Source organism: Komagataeibacter sp. FNDCF1, from assembly GCF_021295335.1.
GTDB lineage: Bacteria > Pseudomonadota > Alphaproteobacteria > Acetobacterales > Acetobacteraceae > Komagataeibacter.
In genome coordinates this window covers 757,976-781,940 of record NZ_JAIWOT010000001.1, presented here as the reverse complement: position 1 = coordinate 781,940, position 23,965 = coordinate 757,976, and the positions used below count along the sequence as shown (strand labels likewise).

The following is a 23,965-nucleotide window of genomic DNA, read 5'->3' as shown; positions in this document are numbered from 1 at the left end:
TACGGACCCGTAGACAGGCCATGTCAGGCACGCTGACGGGCATGGCCATGCTGGCAACGCGGCAGGTTTCCGCAGCGCCCCCGCTGGTGGCGCTGCCCCTGCTCATGGCACACCGGGGCATCCGCCCTCCGGCCCGGGCACGCACCTGCTGCCCGGGCCCGTGTCACCCGGCGCGGATTATCGTGGTGGCGGCTGGCGCCTTCGTCATCAGCACGGCGCCTGAACATTACACCAGCGCTGGCGGGAAGCGGGTCCGGGCTCATTTGCGGTAAGCCGGAGCCTCCCGGTCGAGGATGCGTCGAATGCTTTCCAGATGCAACCGGGCACTTTCCGGATCGCCCCTGCGCATCTGCCCGGCCGCAGCAGCGGCGACATCTGGTGAAACAGGCACGAGACGGCGCCCGGTGCTCATGGCTTTAAGCTGCGCCTCGGCAGCGCGCTCAAGATAGTAAAGGTCGTCCCAGGCCTCGACGATATTCGGGGCGCAGACCATGACGCCATGGTGCTTCATGAACAGAATGTCGTTATCGCCAAGGACAGCGGCAATTCTGTCGCCTTCGCGCTCGTCGAGGGCCAGACCGTTGTAATTCTCGTCGACCGCGACACGGCCATAAAATTTCAGCGCCGTCTGGCCCGCCCAGACAAGCGGTTCGCCCTCGATCATGCTGAGCGCGGTGGCATTGGGCATATGTGTGTGGAAGGCCGCTCCGACGCGCGGCGACATTTTGTGCAGTCGTGCGTGGATGAAGAATGCGGTTGCCTCGGGCACGCCATCACCAGCCACCACGTTACCCTCGAAATCGCAGATCAGCAGCGACGAGGCCGTAGCTTCCTGAAAGGCCCAGCCAAGGCGGTTGACAAGAAAGAGATCGGGATGACCGGGAACGACCGCCGAGAAGTGATTGCAGATGCCCTCCTCAAGACCGAGCCTTGCTGCCATACGCAGGGTAGCGGCCAGATCCGCCCGGGCTTTCCTGATCTCGTCCGTATCGAGCGGCAGGTCGCGCGGCACGGTCGGGGCGACCCTGGGAATATTCAGTTCGTGAGCCATATCTCTCTCCGCAATGATCCGTTACATCCAGCCGGCGGCAGCGAGCACGCCGGGTACCCTGTCAAGCGTTGGAACGACTTCGTTGGCGTGGTAGTCATCCAGCGGCCTGCGCCCCGTGCCGCGATCCACCCAGATGCTGCGAAATCCAAGTTCGCGGGCGGCCGCCAGGTCAAGATGCGGGCTGGCGCAGATATGCACGAGCTCGTCCATGCCTATCCCGAGTTCTTTCCAGGCATGGCGGAAAATCTGCGCGGAAGGCTTGTAGGCGCCTGCCTGTTCGGCGCTGATGACACGGTCAACATGGCCGCCGAGCTGGGCAACATTGCCTGAAATGATCGCATCATCGGTGTTGGAGATGATGGCGATGTTAAAACCTGCATTCTTCAGTCGCCCAAGGGTTTCGACGACTTCGGGAAACGGCGGCATCCTGCCGATTGATGAAGTCAGGATCTCGGCATCTTCCGGCCGGAAGGCCAGTCCGCACTCACCCATCGCCTTTTCCAGCGCCAGAGCGCTCACCTGCCTGAATGACCGGTGTGGGCGTTCGTTCTCCAGCGCATGCTCATGGCGGTCGTATATGTCGATGAATGCCCGCTGGTCGATGTTGTCGCCCTTGGTGGACAGGATGCGATCCATTGCCGCGAGCAGCCCTTCGTCCCACTGGATCAATGTTCCGTAGCAGTCAAAGGTCAGCCAGCCCGGCCGGGCGCCCGAAAGTGCCATATTCGTTATCTCCGTTGATGCGGGGATATTGACAAACTGGCAGGTCATTTGGAAATTAAATGTCGAAATAATCTTTATTGGTTTTTAAAATGACGTTCGGTTTCGATCTCGATCTTCTCAGGACATTTGTGGCTGTCGTTGATTCCGGTGGCTTCACCCGGGCGGCAGAACGGGTGCATTTGACCCAGTCAACCGTGAGTCTGCAGATCAAGAAGCTTGAAACCAATATCGGACAGACGCTGTTGCTGCGCGACAGGTCGACAGGGGGTGTCCGGATGACGGAGTCCGGTGAACTTCTGCTTAGCTATGCCCGCAGGCTGCTGTTGACAGCCGAGGAAGCCTCGGAAGCGATGCGCAGGCCGTCAGCGCCAAAGACGGTTCGGCTAGGCGTTCCTGAAGATTTTGCGGGCCGCCGGCTGATTGGCCTGCTCTCGGGCTTTTCCGCAGCCTCTCCCCATCTCCGGCTGGATACGATCAGCGGCTGGAGCGCCGAACTCCGCCGCCTGCTTGACGGCGGCGAGATCGATCTGGCGCTGATCAAGCGCGAGCCGGGAGACGGGGCATGCCTGGCCAGCTGGACGGAAGAGGTGATCTGGGTGGAAGGCGCTGCACGCGCCGTCGAAGCCGATCCGGTCCCCCTCGCGGTCTTCCCGGTGGGATGTATCTATCGTGACCGGGCAATCCGTGCCCTTGAACGCAGTGGAAGGCGCTGGCGCATTGCCTATACAAGCCAGGGATTGATGGGGGTGCAGGCAGCGGTCGCATCGGGTCTCGGGATCAGCCTGCTGCCGTCGGATGCCGTGTTGCCCGAGCACCGTGTACTCAGCGCCGCGCAAGGCTTCGAGCCACAGCCCAGTTCCGAGCTTGCGCTGGTCAAGGGGCAGTCGAAGCTCTCGGCCGAGGCCAGGGCCCTGGGCGCATTCCTGATCGACAGTCTTGCACCCTGAAAACGGACGGGCAAGCGTTGCCGGGGCAGGTACAGCCGAAATCAGGTGCGTAATGACGATGGCCGGACAATACAGGCATGTTCCATAATCTTTCGCGACCGATCAAGATCAGTTCTGATGAAGGTAGAATTCAACCGGAACGGTCAGCGTGATGGGGTCCCCCGGCACGCTGTCGGGCGGGACGGGTAATGGCTGGGCACGTTTGGGCAGTGCGATGGCTTCCTGATCCAGCATGAGGTGGCCGGAACTGCTGGCCAGCCTGACCGAGAGCACACGGCCCGCGCGGTCCATGGAAAATGTCACGGTGGGCACGCCTTCCTGCCGATCGCTCATTGCAGCGATAGGGTAGCGTTTGAATTTTTCCAGCTGCGCCAGCAGCGCGCCCTGCCATGTCAGCGGGTCATGGGCTGCATGGGCTGAAGGGGAACCGGGCGCGGGTGCTGCCTGTGCTGGCGCAAGCCGCGCGTCCGATGATGGCGGCGCGGTCGTGGCCTCGGCCGGTGGTGTCCTGTCCGGAACGGGCTTTTTCAGTTGCGGGACCGGTTTGTGCGGCTTCACCACCTTGCGCGGTTTCTCGGGTCCGGGCACCGGAACCGGCGGGTTGGGCGCGGGCGACGGCGGGGCTGTGATTTTGGGTGGCTCGGCCGGCGCTGGATCGGGAATGGACAGTGTCTGCCTAGGACCGACCGGCGCATCAGTCGACGGTGTGGGGGTGGAAACCGGTTCGGGCGCCATGTCTATCGCGATGGCCGCGGGCGGGGGTTCGGGTACTGCCACGGGCGGCGGGGGCAGGCGCATGACCCATGCCACCGTGCCCCCCGTTACCGCCAGCACCGCAAGAAAAGACAGGCCCCAGCGCATGGTCTCCGCGTGCCGGGCCTGTCGGTGCCGGTTTTCCTGCCAGTGCGTGAAAGAAGGCGTGGCAGGCTCCTGCGCCGCAGCCCGCATGTCGGTCGCGACCGTCACGGTGCGTCCCCTGCCCCGCTGCCGGTCACGCGGGGCGCGCGGTCAGCGCCCGGTACGGTCGCCATGCCCGCGGCGCTGCCTTCCTCCTGCTGCTGCAGGTTGACCAGCGCTACCCTGAGGTATCCGGCGGTACGCAGCCTGTCCATCACGCCCATCAGCGTGCCGTAATCCACCGTTCTGTCGGCGCGCAGGAAAATCCGTTCATCCCTGTTGCCCCTGGTCGCACTCTCCAGCGCGCCCACCAGGCCATCCATGGTGACGTCATCTTCACCGAGTGCCAGACCATGATCGGCCCTGACAGTCAGGAATACCGGGGCATCCGGGCGCGGCGCGGGCTTTTCGGTAGATGATGGCAGGTCTACCGGCACGTTCACCGTGGTCAGCGGGGCGGTGACCATGAAGATCACCAGCAGCACCAGAATCACGTCGATGAATGGTGTTACGTTGATTTCACTGGCTTCATGCGGACTTTCATCAGCGTGGCGGATACGAATGGCCATGATCCGTCTCCTTCCCTCATTCCGCCGCCGCGAGGGCGTTGCGCAACTGCGGGTCCAGCCGCACGACATGGTCCTGCGCCATGACCATCCGCGTCCGGCCCAGATCGCGTGAGACCAGGCGCATCACCAGCGCGGCCAGGTCCGCCACCTGCGCCCGGCATGACGCTGTCTGGCGGGCAAGGTGGTTGTAGATCACCACCGCCGGGATGGCGGCAACCAGGCCAAGGGCGGTTGCCAGCAGGGCCTCGGCAATGCCGGGGGCCACCACGGCCAGGCTGGTCGCCCTGCTGGCCGCAATGCCGGTAAATGACGTCATGATGCCCCACACCGTGCCGAACAGGCCGATGAAGGGCGATGTCGCCCCGATGGTGGCAAGCATGCCGGTGCCACGCAGCAGCCTGCGTCCTTCGGCAGCTTCCAGCCGTTCAAGATGCAGTGCGATGCGTTCTTTCAGCCCCTCGCCATCATCGGGAATGTCGCGCGAACGGCTGCGCTCGGTCTCGGCCGCCATGACCAGAGTGTGGGCGATGGAAGTGTTGGTGCGGGTCCATTCCTCGCCCAGATCAAGGGTATTGGCCTCCTCCAGCGCTTTTTCCGCCTTGCGCAATGTCAGGCGCACGCGCAGCAGTTCGACCGACTTGGCGATGAAGATGGTCCATGTCAGCATGCTGGCGATACCCAGCAGGCTCATCACGCACCGGACGACGGGACCGGCGTTGAGGAACATGTCCCATGGGGCGAACGAAATCGGGGTCATGCACGACCTCCTTTGACAGACGGGTTGCTACGCCATGCCCGGATCAGGCAGGCGACCGTCACGATGGGGGGAATGGCAAGAGCAGCCCCGGGCAGGACGGGCCAGCTGCCGTACTGGCCCGGCAGGGCGGACAGCAGGCCGGGGGCGGTCAATGCGCCCGGTGCGTCCGGCCATGGCCAGATTGCGATACGTGGCACGGCGACGGGCGTGCCGGGTGGCAGAACGTCATGGGTCCGGTCGTCATTCCCGACGGAACTGTTGGAAATCTGCTCGGAAAAAAACATTGGCAATCCGGTTACGCACACGGCCAGAAGGAAGATGGTGAAGACAGGGCCGGTCCACTCATGGACGGTGAACCGGCGGCGGAGGGTATGAAGTGTCATACGGACAAAAGAACAATAATGATTGTGAGAATCAATCGCAAATTAATTCTGCACCATTCCTGTCCGTTCCGTCCCATCGCATGATGCCCCCCTTGACGCGTCGGAAAACGCATGCACACCCCGCCACGGCTGCCGGAACATCCTCTCTATCTGCCAAGACGAACGGGAGGGCTGTTTTTCACACGCTACCGGCTACAGGTTACCGTGCCGTTCACATGGCGGTTCGCGCCGACATGGCAGCCGGCATCCGCACCCGCGCAGCCGGGACAGGACACCGCTGGCCGGGCAGGTTCCGGGCTTTGCCCTGAAACGGCATGCCATTGTGCAGGCCATAATCCCCAGGCCGAAAACGTCTGCCTTGGTACCGCGATCGGGCGTTCCCCGTGGCCGGGGTCATTGCAATCAGGCGCCGGGTCAGACCTTATCCGCCCGGAGATGGAAACGGGTGATTTCAGATGGCCTGCCCAGCCGGAGTGCGAAGCCCGGCCACAGCCCGGTGCCATTGCTGACATAAAGCGTCATGGCCCCCAGATCGTAGCGCCCGGAGACGAACCCGTTATTGCCGCGTGCGACGAGACGGTCGAGACCGAGGATCATCCCGCCATGCGTGTGCCCCGACAGCTGAAGGGAGACGCCACTTCGGGCGGCGGCCCGTGCATCTCCGGGCTGATGGTCCAGCAGTACGACCGGCGCCCCGGCGGGACGGCCTGCAAGGGCTGCGGCCAGATCGGGACCAGCCTGTCCATGCCCGGGTGCCGACCGGTCGGTAACGCCGGCAATGACCAGTCTGGCCCCTGCCCTTGTAATGACCGTATGGCGGTTCAGCAGCATGTGAAGGCCCAGTTCCGACAGGTGACGCATCCAGTCGGTGTAATCAAAGAAATATTCATGGTTTCCCGGGACCGCCAGAACGCCATCCGGTGCATGGAGGTATGCGAGCGGTGCCACGTCTGCCCGGCGCATGGCTACCGAGCCGTCAATAAAATCGCCCGTCACGACAATCAGGTCGGCCCCGGCTGCATTGGTGCGCTCCACAACGGCCCGTGCCCATCTGGCGGGAAACAGTTGGCTGATGTGCATGTCGGTCAGCTGGATCAGCCGATAGCCGTCAAACGCTGGCGACAGGCCGGGAATGGTCACGCTCACGTCCTTGACCGGCGGCACCCGCAGTGCATTGGCGACGCCGATGGCGGAAAGCACCCCGGCAAGACCACCCGCGACCATCCGCGCTGCCAACGGGATATGCACCGGCTGCCACATTACCAGCGCAACCAGCAATGCCTCGAGATCAAGCGCGATCTGGAACAGGGTAAGAAATGCGATCGCCCCGAACGCCCAGTTGAACAGGATGACCACAGGCCGGGGGAATTCCGGCGCAAAGACCGACCCCGAGGAAAGCCGGGACCAGTAGTGGTAAAGTGCGGCTACGACCACCAAGGCGGCTGCAAGCCCCTTCAGGCCCAAAGGCAAAGGTAACGGCCAGAGCCAGTTCAGGATCACGACAAGAAGGGGCAGACTGAAAACAACAAGGCGCATTATGATCGATATCCTTGCATGAAAGCGCAGGGGGTACGCCTTTTGTACCCTACGCCCGGGCATGCAGTATGGCACATACCGGTCAGATGTCTGTCCTTGCATCACAAATGCCCGGGGGAATGTCCGCATCCGGTTTTTTCCAAAGAAACATTGCCATGCACCGGGCTTTGACCACCGGGCGAACAGTGGTGCTGCCATTCATCATGGGCCAGACGCAGGTGGCGGGGCATGCAGGGGCCGACACTTTCAGGAACATCCAAACACATCGGAACCTGTTGGTAAAAGGTCTTTCCAGATTGGTATGGATGTGCTCAAGAATTGACATTTGCGGAGACCAGCGAATGCACGATGACCTGATGGACAGGGCATGGGCAATCATCAGCGACCTGCTGTTGCAGGAACGGCAGGGGTGAAAAATTCGATTTTCGGACTTTCAGCCTGCTCCGTCGCCGCGCGGCACTGCGTGAGCCGATATGATGTCCCGACGGACTGAAAAGCAGAAGATGCTGGCGGGCGACCTGTATGTTGCCAGCGACCCCGAATTGCAGCGCGACATGGCGCACTGTGCCCAATGGCTGGCCCGGTATAACGGACGGGATGGATTTCTGCATGAGCAGCTGGGTGCTGTTGGACGGAACGCTACCGTACGCGCGCCGTTCTGGTGTGATTACGGTTATAACATATTCCTGGGCAATGACGTATTCCTGAACTTCGGCTGCGTGGTGCTTGACGTAGTGCCGGTCAAAATCGGCGACGGCACGCAGATTGGCCCCGGCGTACAGATCCTTGCTGCCGATCATCCCCGGGATCCCGAATTGCGCAAGAAAATGCTGGAATCCGGCCACCCCGTCACCATTGGCAGAAATGTCTGGATCGGTGGGGGTGCCATTATTTTACCCGGCATTACAGTCGGGGATGATGCGATTATCGGGGCGGGCAGCGTCGTCACGCACGATGTCGCCACCGGCGCAAGGGTGGCGGGTAATCCGGCACGGGTGTTACGCGGCTGATGACCCGGCCAGGCAGAAGACTCAGCCCCTGTCGCGCCATGCCAGCAGACAGAGGGCCTGCACGCATACCGCCCCCAGCGGCAGCCAGACAAATCCCGCCGTAATCCATACCGGCAGTTCCGGTGGCTGAATGACCCCGCCCTCAATGTAATGGCCTTGTGACAGGAACTGCGCCAGAACAAAGCCGGTCAGGCCCATCGCCAGCTTGGTGACCCATGTATTGATCGAATACGCCAGTCCTGCCGACCCGGTCGAGGTGCGCGGATCACCATCATCCACCGCCTGTGCCAGCAGGGTATAATACAGCGGGGACATAACCCCCTGCGCCAGCGCCAGAAAACTGACGGACAGGAAAAAACCGGTCATGGACGTGCCCGCCACGGCCATGGCCAGATAGGCCATCCCCTGCACCATCAGGCATGTGATCCCGCTGCGGATATTCCCCAGATGTCTGGCAAGCGGAACGCATGCTGGCACGCCCGCAAACAGCAGGACGGTGATGAAGGTAATGATGTTGGCCCCCAGCTGCTCCGTACCGCCAAGGATGATGCGCGCGTAATACAGGGCAAACCCGAAAAGCGCCGCCTGCCCCACGAAATAGAAGAACGCGAGCAGATTGCTCAGCACCCACTGCCGGTTTCCACACAGATGGCGCAGCGTTACCACCAGATCCTGCCGCACGGGCGCAGGCGGGTGCCGCACGGTGCAGCCACGCGCCACGCACAGCCATAAAACACTGCCCAGAACCGACAGCGTCAGCGCATAAAGCGCCATGCCATGCCGGTGCTGCGCCGCACTGTCGCCCCCACCCAGCCACGTTATGGCGGGAATGGTCAGCAGCGCCACAAACAGCGACCCGGCCTGGCAGCCCATCATGCGGAATGCATTAAGACCGACGCGCTGCGTTGCCGAACGGCTTATCATGACGGCCAGCGCGCCATAGGGCGTGTTGATGCACGAATAGATTGCACCGAATGCGATATAGGTCACTCCCGCCCACAGGATCTTGCCCGCAGGTGGAAACGGCAGGGCCAGAAAGCACATGAAGCCCGTCAGGCCGAAGGGAATGGCAAGGACCCGGATCAGTCGTGGCACGATCCGGCCGCCCAGACGGTCAACAGCGTAGCCGATGGCCGGATCGCAGAAGGCATCGACAACACGGGCCACCAGAAGTATCCACGATACGGCGGCCAGCGGCAGACCATATATGTCCGTATAATAATACATCAGATAGGATGATGTCATGCCCCACATCATGTTGGAGGCGACATCACCACAGCCGTAAGCCATCCTTTCCTTCAGGGGAAGCGCCTGCCTGTCTGCCATTATTAACCTGTTCACGAAATTCCTGATCCGGACGTACGCTATCATGCGCTGGCAAAACGACAAGCCATTCAGCCGGAGCCGGTATGTCTTGAACAGGAGCGGAACTGCCCGCCCGCGGAAACGCAAGGAAGGGTCCGGCCTGCCTGAAAATCATGGCGAACAGGTTTTTTTAAACAGACGATGTAGGCCCGATGTATCAGCCCCCGTGGCATGTTGCCCATCCTGTACGGTGATGATGGCAGGGACCTGCCGCTCACCATTCCTGATCAGGAATGGGCCTGTGACGCCCTTGTCATCGTGTTCGCAGGCAATGCCCGGACCATGAAGGAAAGGATCCAGAACATCCCTGACATGCAAGACCGCGCAGCGTCCGGTTTCCGGCCTGTAGGGACTGATGGTCCTGGCGCACCGGCTGAACAGGATTTTCAGTTGAAAATGGATCGACCATCAGGCGGCGTGCTGGTTTACGCCCGCTTGTGCAAGGCGTGTCAGTGTCTGGTCCGCAGATTTTTCTTCCGCAAGTGTCTGCTCCAGAACCGTCGCGCAGTCCGGCCGACCCAGCTGTCTGGCATAGGCGATCAGGCTGCCATAACGGGTTATTTCATAATGCTCGACAGCCTGGGCAGCCGAGATCATGGCAGCATCACGGACCTCGGGGTCATCGCAGTCGCCAATAATCTCCTTTGCCTCGGCCAGGATTCCATCCATGGCCCTGCATGTAACCCCTTTGACGGGCTGGTCATGCATCTGGAATACCTGCTCCAGCCTGCGTACGTGGCCTTCCGTCTCTGTCAGATGGTGTTGGAAGGCGGCCTTCAGTTCCGGCGCCGCGGCCTTTTCAGCCATGGTGGGCAGGTTCTTGACGATCTGGTTTTCGGCATAATAGATGTCCTGCAGGGTATGCACGAACAGATCATCAAGGGTCTCTATCGGTTTTGAAAACAGGCTCATTGATCTTCTCCATTTCGGGAAACATGCCGTCCGCCTGAATGGCGTAGGGCATTCAGTGTCCGGGGATGGCGGCTGCCGTCATCCCCGGTATCCGGCGTGATGTCAGGTATTCTTGTGGCTCTGCTGGCCCGCTTTGACATGCTGTTCGTGCGTACCGCCCCGGGTGCCGGTCCCGTGCGTATCCGCGCTTTTTTCATCATGCGCGGCGCCGGTGTTCTTGTGGCTCTGCTCCCCGGCCCTGACGTGCTGTTCGTGCGTGCCGCCCCGGGTGCCGGTTCCGTGCGTATCCGCGCTTTTTTCATCATGCGCGGCGCCAGTGTTCTTGTGGCTCTGCTCCCCGGCCCTGACGTGCTGTTCGTGTGTGCCGCCCCGGGTACCGGTGCTGTGGGTGCTTTCGTTCTTTTCGCCATGCGTGGTGCCGGTGTTCTTGTGGCTCTGTTCACCGGCCTTGACGTGTTGTTCATGGCTGCCGCCCTGATTTGCCATCTGTCTATTCCTTTTTTCTGATAGGGAACGGTCGTTCATCCGACCGTCCCATGACAAACCACCCGGCCTGAACCCGGTTTCAAAAAATCAGAGAAAAAGATGATATTTCTGTAAATAAAGAAATTATGGTATATTTAAAATATTTCAATTATAAATTCATGTTAAAGCCGATCGTGGCCTGGATATTGTAATATGCTTGACGATGTAAGTCAGGAGCATTGCAATGCAGATGGATATGTCAGACATCTTCAACGGAAAATGGCAGGGATACTGCCGGTCCGTGGCGTCCGTATCTACCTGTACGGGCCAAACCTATGCCCCTGTACCCGGTAAGGGGTGCTTCCGGCATGGGTGTAATATCATTCCCGAAAAATGGTTTTATATGAAAATTCCGATATTTACCTGACGGATTTCCGTACGGAACCATTCTTCGCGCCATGAATTCCGCATACTGCCGGTTATGGCGGCGGCCGGCAGTCATGTGCCACGCAGGAAAAATTTTATGCATCCGGTTTCGCACATACCGCCGCAACCGCCGCCGCCTGGATTGCTTAAGCCAATACTGATCCGCAAAAACCATATAACCGTTGGAGCGCCCTCCCATGACCGCTGTGCCTGATGCCGTGCCCTGCCGCCTCCAGATCAATGGCCAGCGTTATGATGCCGGTCTGCCGCCATCCGTCACGTTGCTGGACCTGCTGCGGGAACGGCTTGACCTTACCGGCACGAAAAAAGGATGTGATCACGGGCAATGCGGTGCCTGCACCGTGCTGCTGGATGGAAAGCGTGTCAAAAGCTGCCTCATCCTGGCCGTCTCGATTCCGGATGCCATGGTCACGACGATAGAGGGGATCAGCCAGGACGGGCAGTTGCACCCGATGCAGCAGGCTTTCATTGATGCAGATGCCTTCCAGTGCGGCTACTGCACGCCCGGGCAGATCCTGTCGGCCATAGCCCTGCTGGAAGAAGGCCATACCCGTTCCCGCGAGGAAATTCGCGAATTCATGAGCGGTAACCTGTGCCGTTGCGGGGCCTATAACGGCATAATCGACGCCATTGAACGCGTCGTGGCCCGGCAGCATCCCGCCCCGGCCGGAGAGGCGGCATGAGAAGTTTTTCGTACTCCCGTCCCGCCACCCTGCGGGAAGCCTGCCGCGGGATGGAACACACACGCTTCCTTGCGGGCGGGACAAACCTGATTGACCTCATGAAATCGGATGTTGAACGTCCGGTCCATGTAGTCGATATCAAGTCCCTGCCACTGACCCGTATCGAGGCCCGGCCCGATGGCGGCCTACGCCTGGGCGCGCTGGTGAGCAATGCCGATACGGCGGCCCATCCCCTTGTGGTCGAGAGATATCCCCTGCTTGCCTCCGCCATCCTTGCGGGGGCCAGTCCGCAGATCCGCAACATCGCCACCAATGGCGGCAACCTGAACCAGCGGACACGCTGCCATTATTTTTATGATCCCGCCATGGCCTGCAACAAGCGCGCATCCGGCACGGGGTGCGCCGCGCGTGGCGGACGTAACCGGATCATGGCCGTCCTGGGCACGAGCGATGACTGTATCGCCACGTTTCCGTCGGACATGTGCATCGCGCTTGCGGCACTTGACGCCACGGTCAACCTGTATGGTCCGGGGGGTGAACGCACGGTTGGCCTGCGTGACTACCATTGCCTGCCAGGTGATACGCCATGGCGCGACAATATCCTGCAACCCGGTGAAATCGTGACTGCCATCGACCTGCCCCCCGCACCGTTCGGTCCGCATCATACCTATCTCAAGATCCGTGACCGGCTGTCGTTTGCCTTTGCCATCGTCTCGGTGGCCGTGGGCCTGCAGGTGGAAGATGGCCTGATCCGGCGCGGCGGCATTGCACTGGGCGGCGTGGGAACAAAACCGTGGTGCGTGCCGGAAGCCGAGGCACTGCTGAATGGCAGGCCGCCGTCGCATGCGCTGTTCCGCGATGTGGCCGAACTTCTTCTGCGCGGCGCCGTGGCGGACCGTGACAACGCCGCCAAGATCAGGCTGGCCCCACGCGTGGTCGAACGCGCGCTGTGGCAGGCGGCATCCGGCACGCCGCAATCCCAGACAGACAAGACCATCTGCTGAAGGACAGGTTCCATGAATGTCATATCCACGCAAATCGGGCAGCCCGCCTCCCGGGTCGATAGTATTGCAAAAGTTACCGGACAGGCGAAATACGCAGCCGAGCCCCATCCGCCGGGCATGCTGTACGGCGTGGTGGTCAACAGCCCCATCGCGCGCGGACGGATTGAAACCGTTCATGATGCCCAGGCGCGGCTGGTTCCCGGTGTGGTCGAGATCATGACCCACCTCAACCGGCCCCACGCCGCATTGTTCGAAAAATCCTACATGGATGGTCTGGGTGTGCCGGGCAGCCCCTACCGGCCGCTGCATGACGGTGAAATCCACTTCAACGGACAGCCCGTCGCCGTCGTTCTGGCCGAAACATTCGAGGCCGCGCGTGAAGCCGCCATGCTGGTCAGGGTCGATTATGAGCGATGGCCGCATAACGCGGATTTTGAAGTCGCCCTGCACCAGAAATACATGCCGCCGAAGACACGCAGCAATTACGTGCCGCCCAGATCCCGGGGCCATGCCGCCGATGCCTATGCCCTGAGCGCGATAAAGGTCGAGGGGCGCTATCATCTGGCACCCGAACACCACAACCCGATGGAAATGCACGCCACGACCGTCATTGTTGAAGACGATGGCACGTTCACGGTCTGGGACAAGACGCAGGGCCCGCAGGCGGTGCAGGCCTATCTGGTGAGTGCCCTCCCGCTTCCGAAAGACCAGGTACGGGTGCGCAATCCCTATGTGGGCGGGGCGTTCGGTTCGGGTCTGCGGGCGGTGTATAATGTCTTCATCGCCACGCTGGCCGCAAGGATGCTGCACCGCTCGGTGCGCGTGACCCTGACGCGCCCGCAGATGTTTACCCACACCTTCCGCCCCGAAGCCATTATGGACATTGCCCTTGGCGCCAGCCGGGACGGAACGCTGCAGTCCATGATTGTCGAAGGCGTGACCGATACGTCGCGCTTTGAACACAATATGGAAAACATCGTGATCTGGGGGCTGATCAATTACAGATGCCCGAACGCCACGGCTGACTACAGGGTAGCACCCCGTGACACCTATACTTCCAGCGACATGCGTGCACCGGGGGCGGCAACCGGTGTGAACCTGCTGGAAATGGCCATCGATGAAATGGCCCATGCCTGTGGCATGAACCCGCTGGCATTCCGTCTGCACAACTATTCCGATATCGACGCCATGCATGACATGAAGCTGACCAGCAAGGCGCTGCGGGATGCAATGATGCAGGGCGCGCGGCATTTTGGCTGGCATGACCGCCCCATGCCGCCCGGCAGCATGCGCGATGGCCGGGAACTGATCGGCTGGGGTATGGCGACGGGCATATGGGATGCCATGTTTTCCCCAACTTCGGCCCGCGCCCGGCTGGATAGGAGTGGGCGGCTGCATATTGCCACCGCTGCCTCCGACATCGGCACCGGGACCCGTACCATCCTGGCGCAGACCGCGGCGGAAGTTTTTGGCATGCCCCTTGGCCAGATTGATGTCGAACTGGGGGATTCCACCCTGCCGGACTGCCCGACGGAAGGGGGATCGTGGACAGCGGCATCCGCCGGTGCCGCCGTCTGGCTTGCCTGCCACAGCCTGCGTGAAAAGCTGGTCAGGGCGCTTGCCGGAAGTAAAAACGCACCCCCCTGGGTCAATCAGGATACCGTGACACTGGAAGGCGGTGCCCTGCATGGCATGATGGAAAATGGTGCGGTCAGCCTTTCCCTTTCCGATGCCCTGTCCCTGACGGGGCACGACATGCTTGAAGCTGAGGAAACCGCAAAACCGGGACTACGGGGAAAAATCAGCCAGATGCGCAAGGCCCGCTTCACCCATAGCGCGGTCTTCTGTGAAGTACGTGTGGATCAGGAACTGGGCACCGTGCGGGTGACCCGTCTGGTCAATGCTGTTGCCGCCGGTCGGATCATGAACCCGAAAACCGCCGCAAGCCAGATACGCGGCGCAATGGTAATGGCGACCGGCATGGCGCTGCACGAGGACTCCCTGATGGATGAGCGCGTCGGCCGTTTCATGAACCACAATTTTGCCGAGTATCATATTCCTGCCCATGCCGACATTCCGGACATGGACGTACTGTTCGTCCATGAGCAGGACGATGAAGTCAGTCCGCTCGGGGTCAAGGGCGTGGGCGAGATCGGCATGTGCGGGACGGCTGCTGCCATTGCCAATGCCATTTTCCATGCGACCGGCAGGCGGTACCGCAATCTGCCCATCATGCCCGGCGCCTGAAGATGAAGCCCCGATTGCGGAAGACACCGGCGCCATATCTGACAGGAACTGCTGTTCCGCAGGGCGTGCGCCAGCATTCCGGGACCATGCCAGACGACATGATCCGGCCGGAATAACCGGGTCTGTCGATGATGGATGCACCCATCCGGAGCCGCACCGCCCTGCCGGATGGCATCCTACGGGCCGTAAACGGCCATCAGGGGCGGGAGGACGTCCGATCCCCGCCCATACCCTGCCAGGTTTCAGGGCAGGATCGTGAAACCGGGCGCAGTCACGCAGCGTTTCGTGCCGTGACGCCCAGGCGGTAGCCTTCCTTCTGAAGCACCTTGATCGAGGATTCGGAATATTTCGCGACCAGTGCCGACACATCGCCCGGCGCACACCAGAACCCCAGTGTGACCTGAATGTTTGCAGGCTTCGGCAGGAAGGAAACGGACGGTGCCGGGTTCTTGATCACCTGCGCGTCACCTTCCGTAAGGCCGAGCAGCAGCGCGCGCGCCTTGTCCAGATCATCGTTATAATCGATCAGCAGGCTGACCGAACCCACAAGCCGGTCTGATTCCGAACTGTTGATCACGATGTTGTTCGACAATGTCCCGTTGGGGACGTAAATGATCTCGTTATTGGCATCAAGCAGCACGGTACGGAACATCTCGATTGATGTCACCGTGCCTGAACTGCCACCCGCTGTAATCGAATCCCCTACCTTGAACGGACGGAACAGCAGGATCAGCACCCCACCGGCAAAGTTGGCAAGACTGCCCTGCAGTGCCATGCCAACCGCCAGACCCGCAGCACCCAGAACCGCCACGAACGATGTCGTTGCAATGCCGACCATGGATGCCACACTGATCAGCAGCAGGGCTTTCAGAAACAGCCCGATCACGCTCAGCAGGAACCCGCGTAATGTCGGCTCTATATGGCTGGCCTCCATCATGCGGCCTGTCGCCCGCGTAACCGTGTTGACAAGTTTCCAGCCCACGAAAAGAACGATCAGCGCCAGTAAAAACTGCCCCGCATATCCCAACAGAACGGGAAGCAATCCGTCGACCTGCTCCAGAAGTGAATGAACCTGCTTTTCCATGTCTGTCCCTGATCCGTCTTTTGCTTGTACCGTGTGGCGGTATCGTAAGATGTTTTATGCCCGGTCGTCACCACTACGCTCTTACAAGATAATTTCAGAAGGGCTCCTGCCGCAACCGCGAAGCGTATCAACGCTCCGGCCCTGCATTGCAGCCTTTTGTGTTATGGAAGCATCAAGAAGCCGTAACGGCGGCGATGCGACAGGCCACCGCATATGCACAGGCCCGGACAGGCATGGCGTCCCTGAACCGGACGCCCGCCACCGGCTGGCCCATGTGGTGCGGACCATGAATACCTGCTCGGGAAAATCGTGGTGTTCCAGCGGATGCAGGGATTGCGCCCGGCTTTCATGGGCGTCCCCAAGCCCGGGCGCATCGTATCATCCGGTGCCGTTGCATGCGACGGTCATGACGGATCGACAGTAATGACGATGCCGGATGTCGCCATGACGATCAGCCCCTGCCTGGCCCCCGTCATGTCCATATAGGCCCGGACCTGAACCTGATAATGCAGCATCGTCGCGGGGGTTGGACTGACGTCGCTTTTCCAGTCGATGATGACCGCGGGCGTCCCATCCTCCCCGGGTACGACCGCATCGGCAATCCCTGCAATGACGTCCGTGCCCTCCGCGCCGTCACGTGCCATGTAAAGCGGATATTCCGGAACCATCGCGCCGCGCAGCCGTGCGACTTCGGGCGCGTTGAGGGCACGCAGCACGGATTGCGCCAGTTCCCCGGCGTGCGTCCCCTCGCCCGGGTCCTGCACCAGGGGGCAGCCTGCCTCCGCCAGCAGGGCGCACGCACGCGATTGCAGGGCTTCCGGTGTGTCGGGGGTTTCGTGGTTGAGCACTTCCTCCAGCAGCTTGTGCAGCAGGATGCCACGTTCGCTGCTCCCCCGGATGGCGGGAACCCGCGGGGAATAAGACATCTCCTCCGCCCCCTCACCGCCGGGCAGCAGGATGTGTGGAACGGGGGTGGCCGGCACGGGAGAAGCCGCGCCCTCATCCCGGCTGGGTGTTTTCCATGCCAGGCGTGTCGTCGCCTGTGCGATGACTCCCGCTTCCGCCATGAAGACCGCGCGGGTCTGGGCATTTTCCGTCATATCTGCAACGGGTTGATATGGACCGCTCTCATCTGGCAGGGCAATGGGTGGCAGGGTCCCGATATTCAGTTCCAGCAGCGACATCCATGCCCTGTCGGCCAGTGGCAGGTCAAAACGCGGCAGGACCAGCATGTCGCGCGCGCGGGTCACGGCTACGTACCACAGCCGGATCTGTTCGCGCCGCGCTTCCGCCGCTTCCCGCTCGCATGCCGTGTCATGGCCTGCTGGCGCTATGCCCATAAGCGGATAATGCAGGTGTCCCGTCCCGCGTGCGATCACGGCACCGCTGACCGCACGCGTGCCGGACATGGTGTTGAGCGGCACCACAATCGGCCATTCCAGTCCCTTGGCCGCATGTACGGTGTATAGCGCGACGGCTTCCTCCTGTGCATCCGGGCGGGCTTCGGCATCGCGTGCATCATTGGTCCATGCCGTGTTCATGGCATCGGCAAAGGCACGCAGGCCGCGTACATCATAGGCGCGGGCAAAGGTCAGGTACAGGTCCACATTCGCCAGCGCGCGTTCGGCCTGGCGGCCCAGCCGCGCCATCAGCACCGGTCTTATGCGCAACATGTCGATGGCCTGCGCCAGCAGGTCATGCGGTGTGGTGGCGTGCATGCGGCGGCGCAGCGACTGCAATTTTTCAATGACCGTGCGGGCCAGTTCATGCCCGATGCATGCCGTATCCAGCGTGACGCGCAGCACCGGCAGGCGGTCGGGCATATCCGGGTTGCGGGGCTGGGTGTGCACGATGTCCAGCAGGTCCTCATCCGTCAGCCCGACCAGCGGCCCACGCAGCAACGCGCCAAAGGCAAGGGTGTCACGGGCATCCGCCAGCACGCGGGTCAATGCGATCAGGTCCTGTATTTCCTGGCGCTGGAACAGGCCCTTGCCGGCCTGCGTCGCCACGGGAATGCCAAGCTGCTCCAGGGCTTCCTCGTAATGATTCAGCCCGGTGCCGGTGGGGGCCAGAAGGGCGATATCCCCGGGGCGGCAGGGCCGCAGTTCGCCACTTTCGCGGTCACGCACGCTTGCATGCCCGATCAGGCCGCCGCACAGGCGGGCGACGGCACGGGCCTCCGCCTGGCGCATGGCGTCCACGGATGCCCTGCCGTCCGGGCCTGCCACCGGAATATCCAGTGCGACAACACACGTGTCGGCACCGTGCCCCGGAATGACGGCATCCAGTGCGGTAAAGCCCGGCTGCCCGTTACCCGCCGCAAGGGGACGGGCAAAGCAGTCATTGACGTAATCGAGGATCGGCGCGCGGGAGCGGAAATTGGTCGTGATCGACATGACCCCGCGCGTGCCATGCTGGGCATGGAACAGGTCGCGCGCCAGCACGTAAGCCCCCACATCCGCCCCACGGAAACGGTAGATCGCCTGCTTGGGATCCCCGACGAGGAACAGGGCGCCGGGACGGATCTTCCATTCGGTCCATGGGGCATCCGGCGCGCGCGCGGGCGGTTCGCCGCACAGCCTCCAGAATATCTCGGTCTGCACGGGGTCGGTGTCCTGGAATTCATCAACCAGAACGTGGGAAAAACGCTGTCCCAATGCGTGACGGACCGCCGCATGATCACGAAGCAGGGTACGGGCGGTGAAAATCAGGTCATCGAAATCCAGCAGCCCGACCGCCCGTTTATGGTCACGGAACCGACCGATGACAGGACGCAGCAGCCCGAGCAGGTCATCGAGCACATGGGCTGCTACGGCTGCCTGTCCCGCCTGCCATGTTTCGTGGCAGGCCGCGTACAGCGCCGTGGCCTGGGTGTTCAGGTCCTCGCCATATGCCTTTGGCCTAGCGTTCGCGGCGGCAACCGCTATCCACCTGCCTTTTTTGCGGTAGGCTTTCCATCCGCCATTGCCCTTGCGCGCGGCCTCGGGCGGGAGGGTCCGCAGCAGGCGGATGCGGTGGGTGGGGGTGTCCGCATCCCGTACCTGTCGGGCAATCGACGCCAGTGCTGCAAAGCCCGTGCCAAGGGCACATGTTTCGGCCTCTATCCGGCCTTCCTCATTGCAGAAGGCCGTGAAGGCTTCCAGCGCGCGTATGCAGTCGGTCATGGCCGTGGCCAGATCCGCTCCAGGAGGCGTGACAAGGTCGGGCCGGGCGCGCAGGCACTGCAGGATCGTGTTGATGTGGTCCAGTGTGCCTTCGGGGTCTTCAATCGCCATGGCGGCGATCAGGCTGTCATCGTGACCCGACAGGGCATCGCGCAGCCAGTGTTCGGTAATTTCACCAAAGATCAGGCCACCCTCGCCCGGGTCCACCAGTACGGCGCCGGGGTCCATGTCGGCTTCGACCGGATAGGGACCGATCAGGCGCTGGCAGAAAGCGTGAATGGTGCCGCATGTCATGTCATCAATATCGGCCGCTGCGGCCGACAGGGCGGCCTGCTGCGCCGGGTCCAGCCCATGTGGCAGGGCCACGCGCAGTTCGGCGGGCACATCGTCCCGGCATAGCCGGTCTACAAAGGTACGGATGCGCGTGACCAGTTCGCTGGCCGCCAGTTCCGTAAAGGTGACCGCCGCGATATGGCGTGGATGGACCCCGCCCGCCAGCAGCATGACGATCCGGCCCGCCAGCACGGCAGTCTTGCCCGATCCCGCCCCGGCTTCCACAAGGAAAGAGCGGGCAATATCCGCAATCGCCGCCCTGCGGGCGACATCATCCTTCAGCGGCAAGTGCATCTGTCCCATCATGGTGCATCCCAGACTGCAATGGCGTCATCGCCCAGAATCATGTTCGCCCGCGCTTCCTTGCGCTTGCGATAGGCGACAGGCCCCGCCGGCAGGGCAAGGCGCATGTCGTCGTAATCTCCGCCGGTGTCGGGGCCGGCCAGCGCATGACCCGCAAGCATGGTCCGGCGCGCGGCGCGCAGGTAACCGGTCAGGTCCGCCAGGGCCTGCCGTGGGGCATCAAGCCGCAGTATGGTTTCATCACGCAGGTAAAGCAGGGTCGCATCAACCTGCACCCCGGCGCCGAGCAATGCCTGCACGGCAAAGGCATACAGGCAGCGCTGCAGTTCAGCGCCACCCTTCAGCACGGTATCCTCGCCCGCCGCGCGGCCCGTCTTGTAATCGTACACCCAGGCCTGCCGGCCATCGGCGGCGATATCCAGCCGGTCGATATAGCCATTGATGAAAAAGCCCGTATCGGCAACGGGGACTGGCCGTGTCGTATCCCATGCGGCCTGCCTGTCCCGGCTGGCGGAAATGCCGCCAAAGGGCACTTCAGCATAGGACCGGCAGCCAGCGATGTCTTTGCAGGTCATGCGCAGGCCCCATCGCGCCATGGTGCGTACGGTGTCGAGCAGATGGTCCCATAACAGCCCGGGGGGTGTGGCATTTTCTCGCTGCCATTGCGCCGTGGCCTCCGCAAGCGCCTGTTCCGCAATGGCGTTGCGGTCCGGATCGGGCCGTGTTTCCTGCGCCATGAGCACAAGGGCGTGTTCCATCGTGGCGTGGACCAGGTTGCCCACCGCCATGGCGTCGGGCATCAGGCTGTCCTTTCCTTCCTGCGTGGCATTCAGACCCAGCCCGTAGCGCCACATGAAGCCCAGCGGGTTACGCAGCAGCATGCGCAGCGAACTGGCGGACTGCGTGCGCTGCATGATGGCCTGCATGGCCGGATGGTCCGCGCGGACCAGTCCGTCATGCGGCGTGATGTCGGGGCGCAGCCAGTCATGCCAGCACGCCGTGGCGGACCGGGCCTGCGATGTGCGGGCGAATTCGCCCCGGCGTGCCGTCAGCCTGTCCGTTTCGGACCAGGCATGGGCAGGCACGCGGTTGCGGCGCAGGTAGGTCCCGGCCGGGTAATCCTGCAGCAGGGCGCTACGGCCCAGCAGCCGCCCGTCATTGCCGCGCCGTGCGCGCGACAGGACCACATGCGCGCCGGTTGTCGCCATGATCGTGGCAAAGGACTGCCGGTCCGCCATGCCGACCGGCATGGGGTTGAGTTCGGTGGCGGGGATGATGTGGCCGGGCAGCAGCCTGTCCTCACCCGCGTTACGCGGCCAGCGCGCGGAATTGAGGCCCAGCAGCCTGACAAACCGGCGGGGTGACGCCGCCAGCGCGCCCGCTGGCATCCATGCAACCGATGTGCAGGGATCCGTACTGTCATCCAGCCGCATCCCCTCCACCGTCAGGTCAACCGACTGTGCCGGCCCTGCGGCCAGTGCCGCCCGCCAGATCACGCGCGCACGCCCCGCCAGCAGGCGTTCGCCCATCTCGCCCGCGCCCGGGGGGCCACGGTGCAGCAGGTCAACCAGCACCCGCAGGGCGGGGCCGTGGTCCATGCCGTCGGGCCAGTCCCCGGCCGAACGGCCGGACAGCAGCCGCCCCCAGGCATCGGGCGTATCCAGCGGTGCTGTGCCCAGAATACGTATCCAGCCTTCCGGCAGGTCCGTCAGCATCGGAGAATCCGCGCCTGTCAGGCTGACCAGCCGGTGCAGCCGCAGGCGTGACAGGCCACGCGCCACGATATCGGCCAGGGCTGCCGCCGCCTGTCCATCCCGTGTTGCGGTAACGGGCAGGCCGTGCACGAAGTGAAGGGCGAAATCCGCATCGGCCCGCAGGCTGAGAAAACTTGCGTCATGATCACCCGCGCTGGTGGTGGCGATGGCGATTTCTTCGGGCTTCGCCTGACCGGATGCCATAAGCGCGCGTGCCCAGCGCATGGCCTCGATGGCTTCATGATGGGGGGTCGCCGCGCTGCAGCACGTCACATCCGGCGTGGCTGGCCCGGTGGTCACGACCGTTATGCCCGTTCCGTCCAGCCATGCGGGCACCTGGCGCGGCCCGGCGTGCCATTGCACGGGCACGTGCCGCGCCAGGGCCTGCACGGTTGGCCGCCAGCATGGTGAAAGGTCGGGTACGTCCATGATTTCTACAGGCCCGAGCAGCGCAGGTGCATGGGCCAGCCGTGCACAGGCCCGTCGCGCCATTTCGGCCGGGCACAGGCAGCCGGGCGGAAGGGCTGCAAGGACGGCGGCCTCGATCTGCGCCATTTCGGCAATCCGGGGATGGCCCGCGCCGCATGCCGACAGGTCGATACCCGCGCCCCATACCCGCCGCAGGGTCCCGGTTACCGCACTGGCCATGCCCGGCAGGGTGCTGATGCGCGCCAGTTCTGCCAGCCGCACGTCACGCAGGGCCGCCTGTACGGCCTGACGCAATGTTTCCTCGTCCACCTCACGGGCAAAGCCACCGGCCAGCCGGGCAATGACCTGCCCGAATGTCATGACCTGCAGGCCATTCCAGCCCGCGCGCGCGGCCTTCAGCCGCCACTGCCGCATGGCATGACGGTCGTGTACGATAAGGGTCCGTCTTTTCATGCCCCTGGCCGCCGCATCCTGTTCGTACACGCCTTTATGATCCCATCCGGTCGGTTCTGTTCCATGCCGCTTGTGGCATGGACGCATCGTTCCAAAAAGATACCGCCTGCATGGCAGCCCCGCCCGGAGCCGCCATGCAGGGGCAGCCGCCCCTAGCGCGCCGGGGTTGTGGACACCTGCCGCCCGCGTTCATCATGCACATAAATGAAGGCGCCACGGCGCACGCTGACTGTCGTGCCCGTATAGCCCTGAAGCCCGTCCCCCGGCTGGCTGCCTGCGGGAATGGCGGTCAACTGGCGCCCTTTTTCATCATAAACGTAAACGAAATGTCCGCGCTGGACTGCTGTGGCAATGGCCATGGGTCGTGCCTCCTGTATCTTGACGACGGCACGAGCATGGGGGCACGCTACGACAGAAACGGTCATAGCTGGAAAATTCCCGAAAATGCGCCATGAAAAAGCTGCCCTGCTGCTTGACCTCGCCCGGCTTCTGGCGGGCAGCGCCGAGGGCATGACACTGGATGAAATGGCGACCGCCATGCATGTGAACCGCCGCACGGTCGAACGCATGCGGGTGGCGGTGGAGCAGCTTTTTCCCCAGATCGAGGAAATTGTTGATGGCCGGGGCAAGCGCCTGCGCATTTCCGGCGGGCTGGATGGCTTCATGCAGGCGCCGACGGTGGATGAGATGGCCGAGCTGCATACCGCAATCACCACCCTGCATGCCAGGGGGGACATGACGCGCGCCCGGCTGCTGGAAAGCCTGCAGGCCAAGATCCGTGCGGCGTTGCGCCCCACGCTGCGTTCGCGCATGGCGCCGGACCTGAATGCCCTTGTCATGGCCGAAGGCCACGCCATGCAGGCCGGGCCACGCCCGCTGGCGGACCCGGCTGCGCTGGATACGATCCGCACGGCGCTCAAGGCCGGATGCGGCCTGACATTCCGCTATGGCAATGGCGCCAACCATGTCCGGACGGTCAGCCCGTGGGGCCTGCTGTATGGCCGTTCCTATTACCTTGTCGGCCCCAGCGCGGGAAAGGAGCGGCCAGCATTATGGCGGCTGGACCGCATGGAAGACATCACGATGACCGATATGGCTGATCCGCCCCCCGAGGGCTGGAGCATAGCCGACTTCGCATCGCGCTCCTTCGGCGTCTATCAGGATGAGCCACGCGACATCGTGCTACGCTTCAGCCCGGACGCCGCCCATGACGCGGCTCGTTTCCTGTTCCATCCGACCCAGACGCATGAGGAACTGCCCGACGGTTCCCTGGTGGTGCGTTTCCATGCGGGCGGCCTGCGGGAACTGGCCTATCACCTGTTTACGTGGGGCCGGACGGTTCAGGTTCTCTCGCCCCCCGCCCTGCGCGGGGAACTGCATACACTGCTGGCCGAGGCCCTGAAGCATCACGCCATGCCTGCTCCGGAACAGGCGGCGTCGTAACCGACG

General features: G+C 62.8%; 22 protein-coding genes. 8 read left to right on the top strand and 14 right to left on the bottom strand.

Annotation, left to right across the window (positions count from 1 at the left end):
- Positions 1 to 20: 20 nt before the first annotated feature.
- Positions 21 to 272: a hypothetical protein gene (locus LDL32_RS03545; protein WP_233064553.1), complete on the top strand. Its 252-nt coding sequence runs from the start codon at positions 21 to 23 to the stop codon at positions 270 to 272.
- Here the strand turns inward: LDL32_RS03545 and LDL32_RS03540 are convergent.
- Both LDL32_RS03540 and LDL32_RS03535 read right to left on the bottom strand, forming a co-directional pair.
- Complete coding sequence (locus tag LDL32_RS03540; RefSeq protein ID WP_233064551.1) at positions 260 to 1,051, bottom strand: aldolase; 792 nt, start codon at positions 1,049 to 1,051, stop codon at positions 260 to 262. The genes LDL32_RS03545 and LDL32_RS03540 overlap by 13 nt on opposite strands.
- Positions 1,052 to 1,072: 21 nt before the next feature.
- On the bottom strand, positions 1,073 to 1,774 hold the full coding sequence (locus LDL32_RS03535; protein WP_233064549.1) for a haloacid dehalogenase type II: 702 nt from the start codon (positions 1,772 to 1,774) through the stop codon (positions 1,073 to 1,075).
- Between the two features lie 89 nt (positions 1,775 to 1,863).
- Between LDL32_RS03535 and LDL32_RS03530 the strand changes: the two genes are divergently transcribed.
- The gene (locus LDL32_RS03530) at positions 1,864 to 2,721 is read left to right on the top strand and encodes a LysR substrate-binding domain-containing protein (RefSeq protein WP_233064547.1); all 858 of its coding nucleotides are present in this window, start codon (positions 1,864 to 1,866) and stop codon (positions 2,719 to 2,721) included.
- Between the two features lie 108 nt (positions 2,722 to 2,829).
- Here the strand turns inward: LDL32_RS03530 and LDL32_RS03525 are convergent, their stop codons facing one another.
- The 5 genes from LDL32_RS03525 to LDL32_RS03505 form a co-directional block, all read right to left on the bottom strand.
- Positions 2,830 to 3,582, bottom strand: a complete 753-nt coding sequence (locus LDL32_RS03525; RefSeq protein ID WP_370636744.1) for a TonB family protein — start codon at positions 3,580 to 3,582, stop codon at positions 2,830 to 2,832.
- 101 nt (positions 3,583 to 3,683) lie between these two features.
- The gene (exbD, locus tag LDL32_RS03520; protein WP_233064545.1) at positions 3,684 to 4,187 is read right to left on the bottom strand and encodes a TonB system transport protein ExbD; all 504 of its coding nucleotides are present in this window, start codon (positions 4,185 to 4,187) and stop codon (positions 3,684 to 3,686) included.
- 16 nt (positions 4,188 to 4,203) lie between these two features.
- Positions 4,204 to 4,944, bottom strand: coding sequence for a tonB-system energizer ExbB (gene exbB / locus LDL32_RS03515; protein WP_233064544.1), 741 nt, complete (start codon positions 4,942 to 4,944; stop codon positions 4,204 to 4,206).
- Complete coding sequence (locus tag LDL32_RS03510; RefSeq protein ID WP_233064542.1) at positions 4,941 to 5,228, bottom strand: hypothetical protein; 288 nt, start codon at positions 5,226 to 5,228, stop codon at positions 4,941 to 4,943. The genes exbB and LDL32_RS03510 overlap by 4 nt, the downstream gene beginning before the upstream one ends.
- A gap of 513 nt (positions 5,229 to 5,741) precedes the next feature.
- Positions 5,742 to 6,863, bottom strand: coding sequence for a metallophosphoesterase (locus tag LDL32_RS03505; RefSeq protein ID WP_233064540.1), 1,122 nt, complete (start codon positions 6,861 to 6,863; stop codon positions 5,742 to 5,744).
- Positions 6,864 to 6,931: 68 nt separating this feature from the next.
- Here LDL32_RS03505 and LDL32_RS03500 point away from each other — a divergent pair, with 68 nt between their 5' ends.
- Together LDL32_RS03500 and LDL32_RS03495 are read left to right on the top strand one after the other, a co-directional pair.
- The gene (locus LDL32_RS03500; protein ID WP_233064539.1) at positions 6,932 to 7,276 is read left to right on the top strand and encodes a hypothetical protein; all 345 of its coding nucleotides are present in this window, start codon (positions 6,932 to 6,934) and stop codon (positions 7,274 to 7,276) included.
- A gap of 60 nt (positions 7,277 to 7,336) precedes the next feature.
- Positions 7,337 to 7,873, top strand: a complete 537-nt coding sequence (locus LDL32_RS03495; protein WP_233064538.1) for a sugar O-acetyltransferase — start codon at positions 7,337 to 7,339, stop codon at positions 7,871 to 7,873.
- 21 nt (positions 7,874 to 7,894) lie between these two features.
- Here LDL32_RS03495 and LDL32_RS03490 read toward each other — a convergent pair whose 3' ends face one another.
- The 3 genes from LDL32_RS03490 to LDL32_RS03480 all read right to left on the bottom strand — a co-directional run bounded on the left by LDL32_RS03490 (position 7,895) and on the right by LDL32_RS03480 (position 10,636).
- Positions 7,895 to 9,199, bottom strand: a complete 1,305-nt coding sequence (locus LDL32_RS03490; protein WP_233064537.1) for an MFS transporter — start codon at positions 9,197 to 9,199, stop codon at positions 7,895 to 7,897.
- Between the two features lie 447 nt (positions 9,200 to 9,646).
- The gene (locus LDL32_RS03485; protein WP_233064536.1) at positions 9,647 to 10,150 is read right to left on the bottom strand and encodes a ferritin-like domain-containing protein; all 504 of its coding nucleotides are present in this window, start codon (positions 10,148 to 10,150) and stop codon (positions 9,647 to 9,649) included.
- 102 nt (positions 10,151 to 10,252) lie between these two features.
- Positions 10,253 to 10,636, bottom strand: a complete 384-nt coding sequence (locus LDL32_RS03480) for a hypothetical protein (RefSeq protein ID WP_233064535.1) — start codon at positions 10,634 to 10,636, stop codon at positions 10,253 to 10,255.
- A 602-nt stretch (positions 10,637 to 11,238) separates the two neighbouring features.
- Here LDL32_RS03480 and LDL32_RS03475 point away from each other — a divergent pair.
- Genes LDL32_RS03475 through LDL32_RS03465 form a run of 3 tightly spaced genes read left to right on the top strand, consistent with a single transcriptional unit; the run spans position 11,239 to position 14,996 of the window.
- Complete coding sequence (locus LDL32_RS03475; RefSeq protein ID WP_233064534.1) at positions 11,239 to 11,745, top strand: (2Fe-2S)-binding protein; 507 nt, start codon at positions 11,239 to 11,241, stop codon at positions 11,743 to 11,745.
- Positions 11,742 to 12,749 (top strand): xanthine dehydrogenase family protein subunit M, encoded by a 1,008-nt coding sequence (locus tag LDL32_RS03470; RefSeq protein WP_233064533.1) that lies wholly within the window; start codon positions 11,742 to 11,744, stop codon positions 12,747 to 12,749. The genes LDL32_RS03475 and LDL32_RS03470 overlap by 4 nt, the downstream gene beginning before the upstream one ends.
- Positions 12,750 to 12,761: 12 nt before the next feature.
- Positions 12,762 to 14,996: a xanthine dehydrogenase family protein molybdopterin-binding subunit gene (locus LDL32_RS03465; protein WP_233064531.1), complete on the top strand. Its 2,235-nt coding sequence runs from the start codon at positions 12,762 to 12,764 to the stop codon at positions 14,994 to 14,996.
- A gap of 271 nt (positions 14,997 to 15,267) precedes the next feature.
- On the opposite strand, the gene LDL32_RS03460 is transcribed toward LDL32_RS03465, so the two are convergent.
- From LDL32_RS03460 to LDL32_RS03445, 4 genes are all read right to left on the bottom strand, one after another.
- Positions 15,268 to 16,080 carry a mechanosensitive ion channel family protein gene (locus LDL32_RS03460; protein ID WP_233064529.1) on the bottom strand — a complete coding sequence of 271 codons (813 nt, stop codon included), beginning with the start codon at positions 16,078 to 16,080 and terminating at the stop codon, positions 15,268 to 15,270.
- A 404-nt stretch (positions 16,081 to 16,484) separates the two neighbouring features.
- Positions 16,485 to 19,883, bottom strand: a complete 3,399-nt coding sequence (locus tag LDL32_RS03455; RefSeq protein ID WP_233064527.1) for an exodeoxyribonuclease V subunit beta — start codon at positions 19,881 to 19,883, stop codon at positions 16,485 to 16,487.
- On the bottom strand, positions 19,880 to 22,516 hold the full coding sequence (locus LDL32_RS17925) for a PD-(D/E)XK nuclease family protein (protein ID WP_305069316.1): 2,637 nt from the start codon (positions 22,514 to 22,516) through the stop codon (positions 19,880 to 19,882). Before LDL32_RS17925 ends, LDL32_RS03455 begins: the two co-directional genes overlap by 4 nt.
- Before the next feature lie 152 nt (positions 22,517 to 22,668).
- Positions 22,669 to 22,875 (bottom strand): hypothetical protein, encoded by a 207-nt coding sequence (locus tag LDL32_RS03445; protein ID WP_233064525.1) that lies wholly within the window; start codon positions 22,873 to 22,875, stop codon positions 22,669 to 22,671.
- An 85-nt stretch (positions 22,876 to 22,960) separates the two neighbouring features.
- On the opposite strand from LDL32_RS03445, the gene LDL32_RS03440 reads away from it, so the two are divergent.
- A complete protein-coding gene (locus LDL32_RS03440) occupies positions 22,961 to 23,959 on the top strand; it encodes a YafY family protein (protein ID WP_233064524.1) in 999 nt (332 codons plus the stop codon).
- The last annotated feature ends 6 nt before the right edge of the window (positions 23,960 to 23,965 follow it).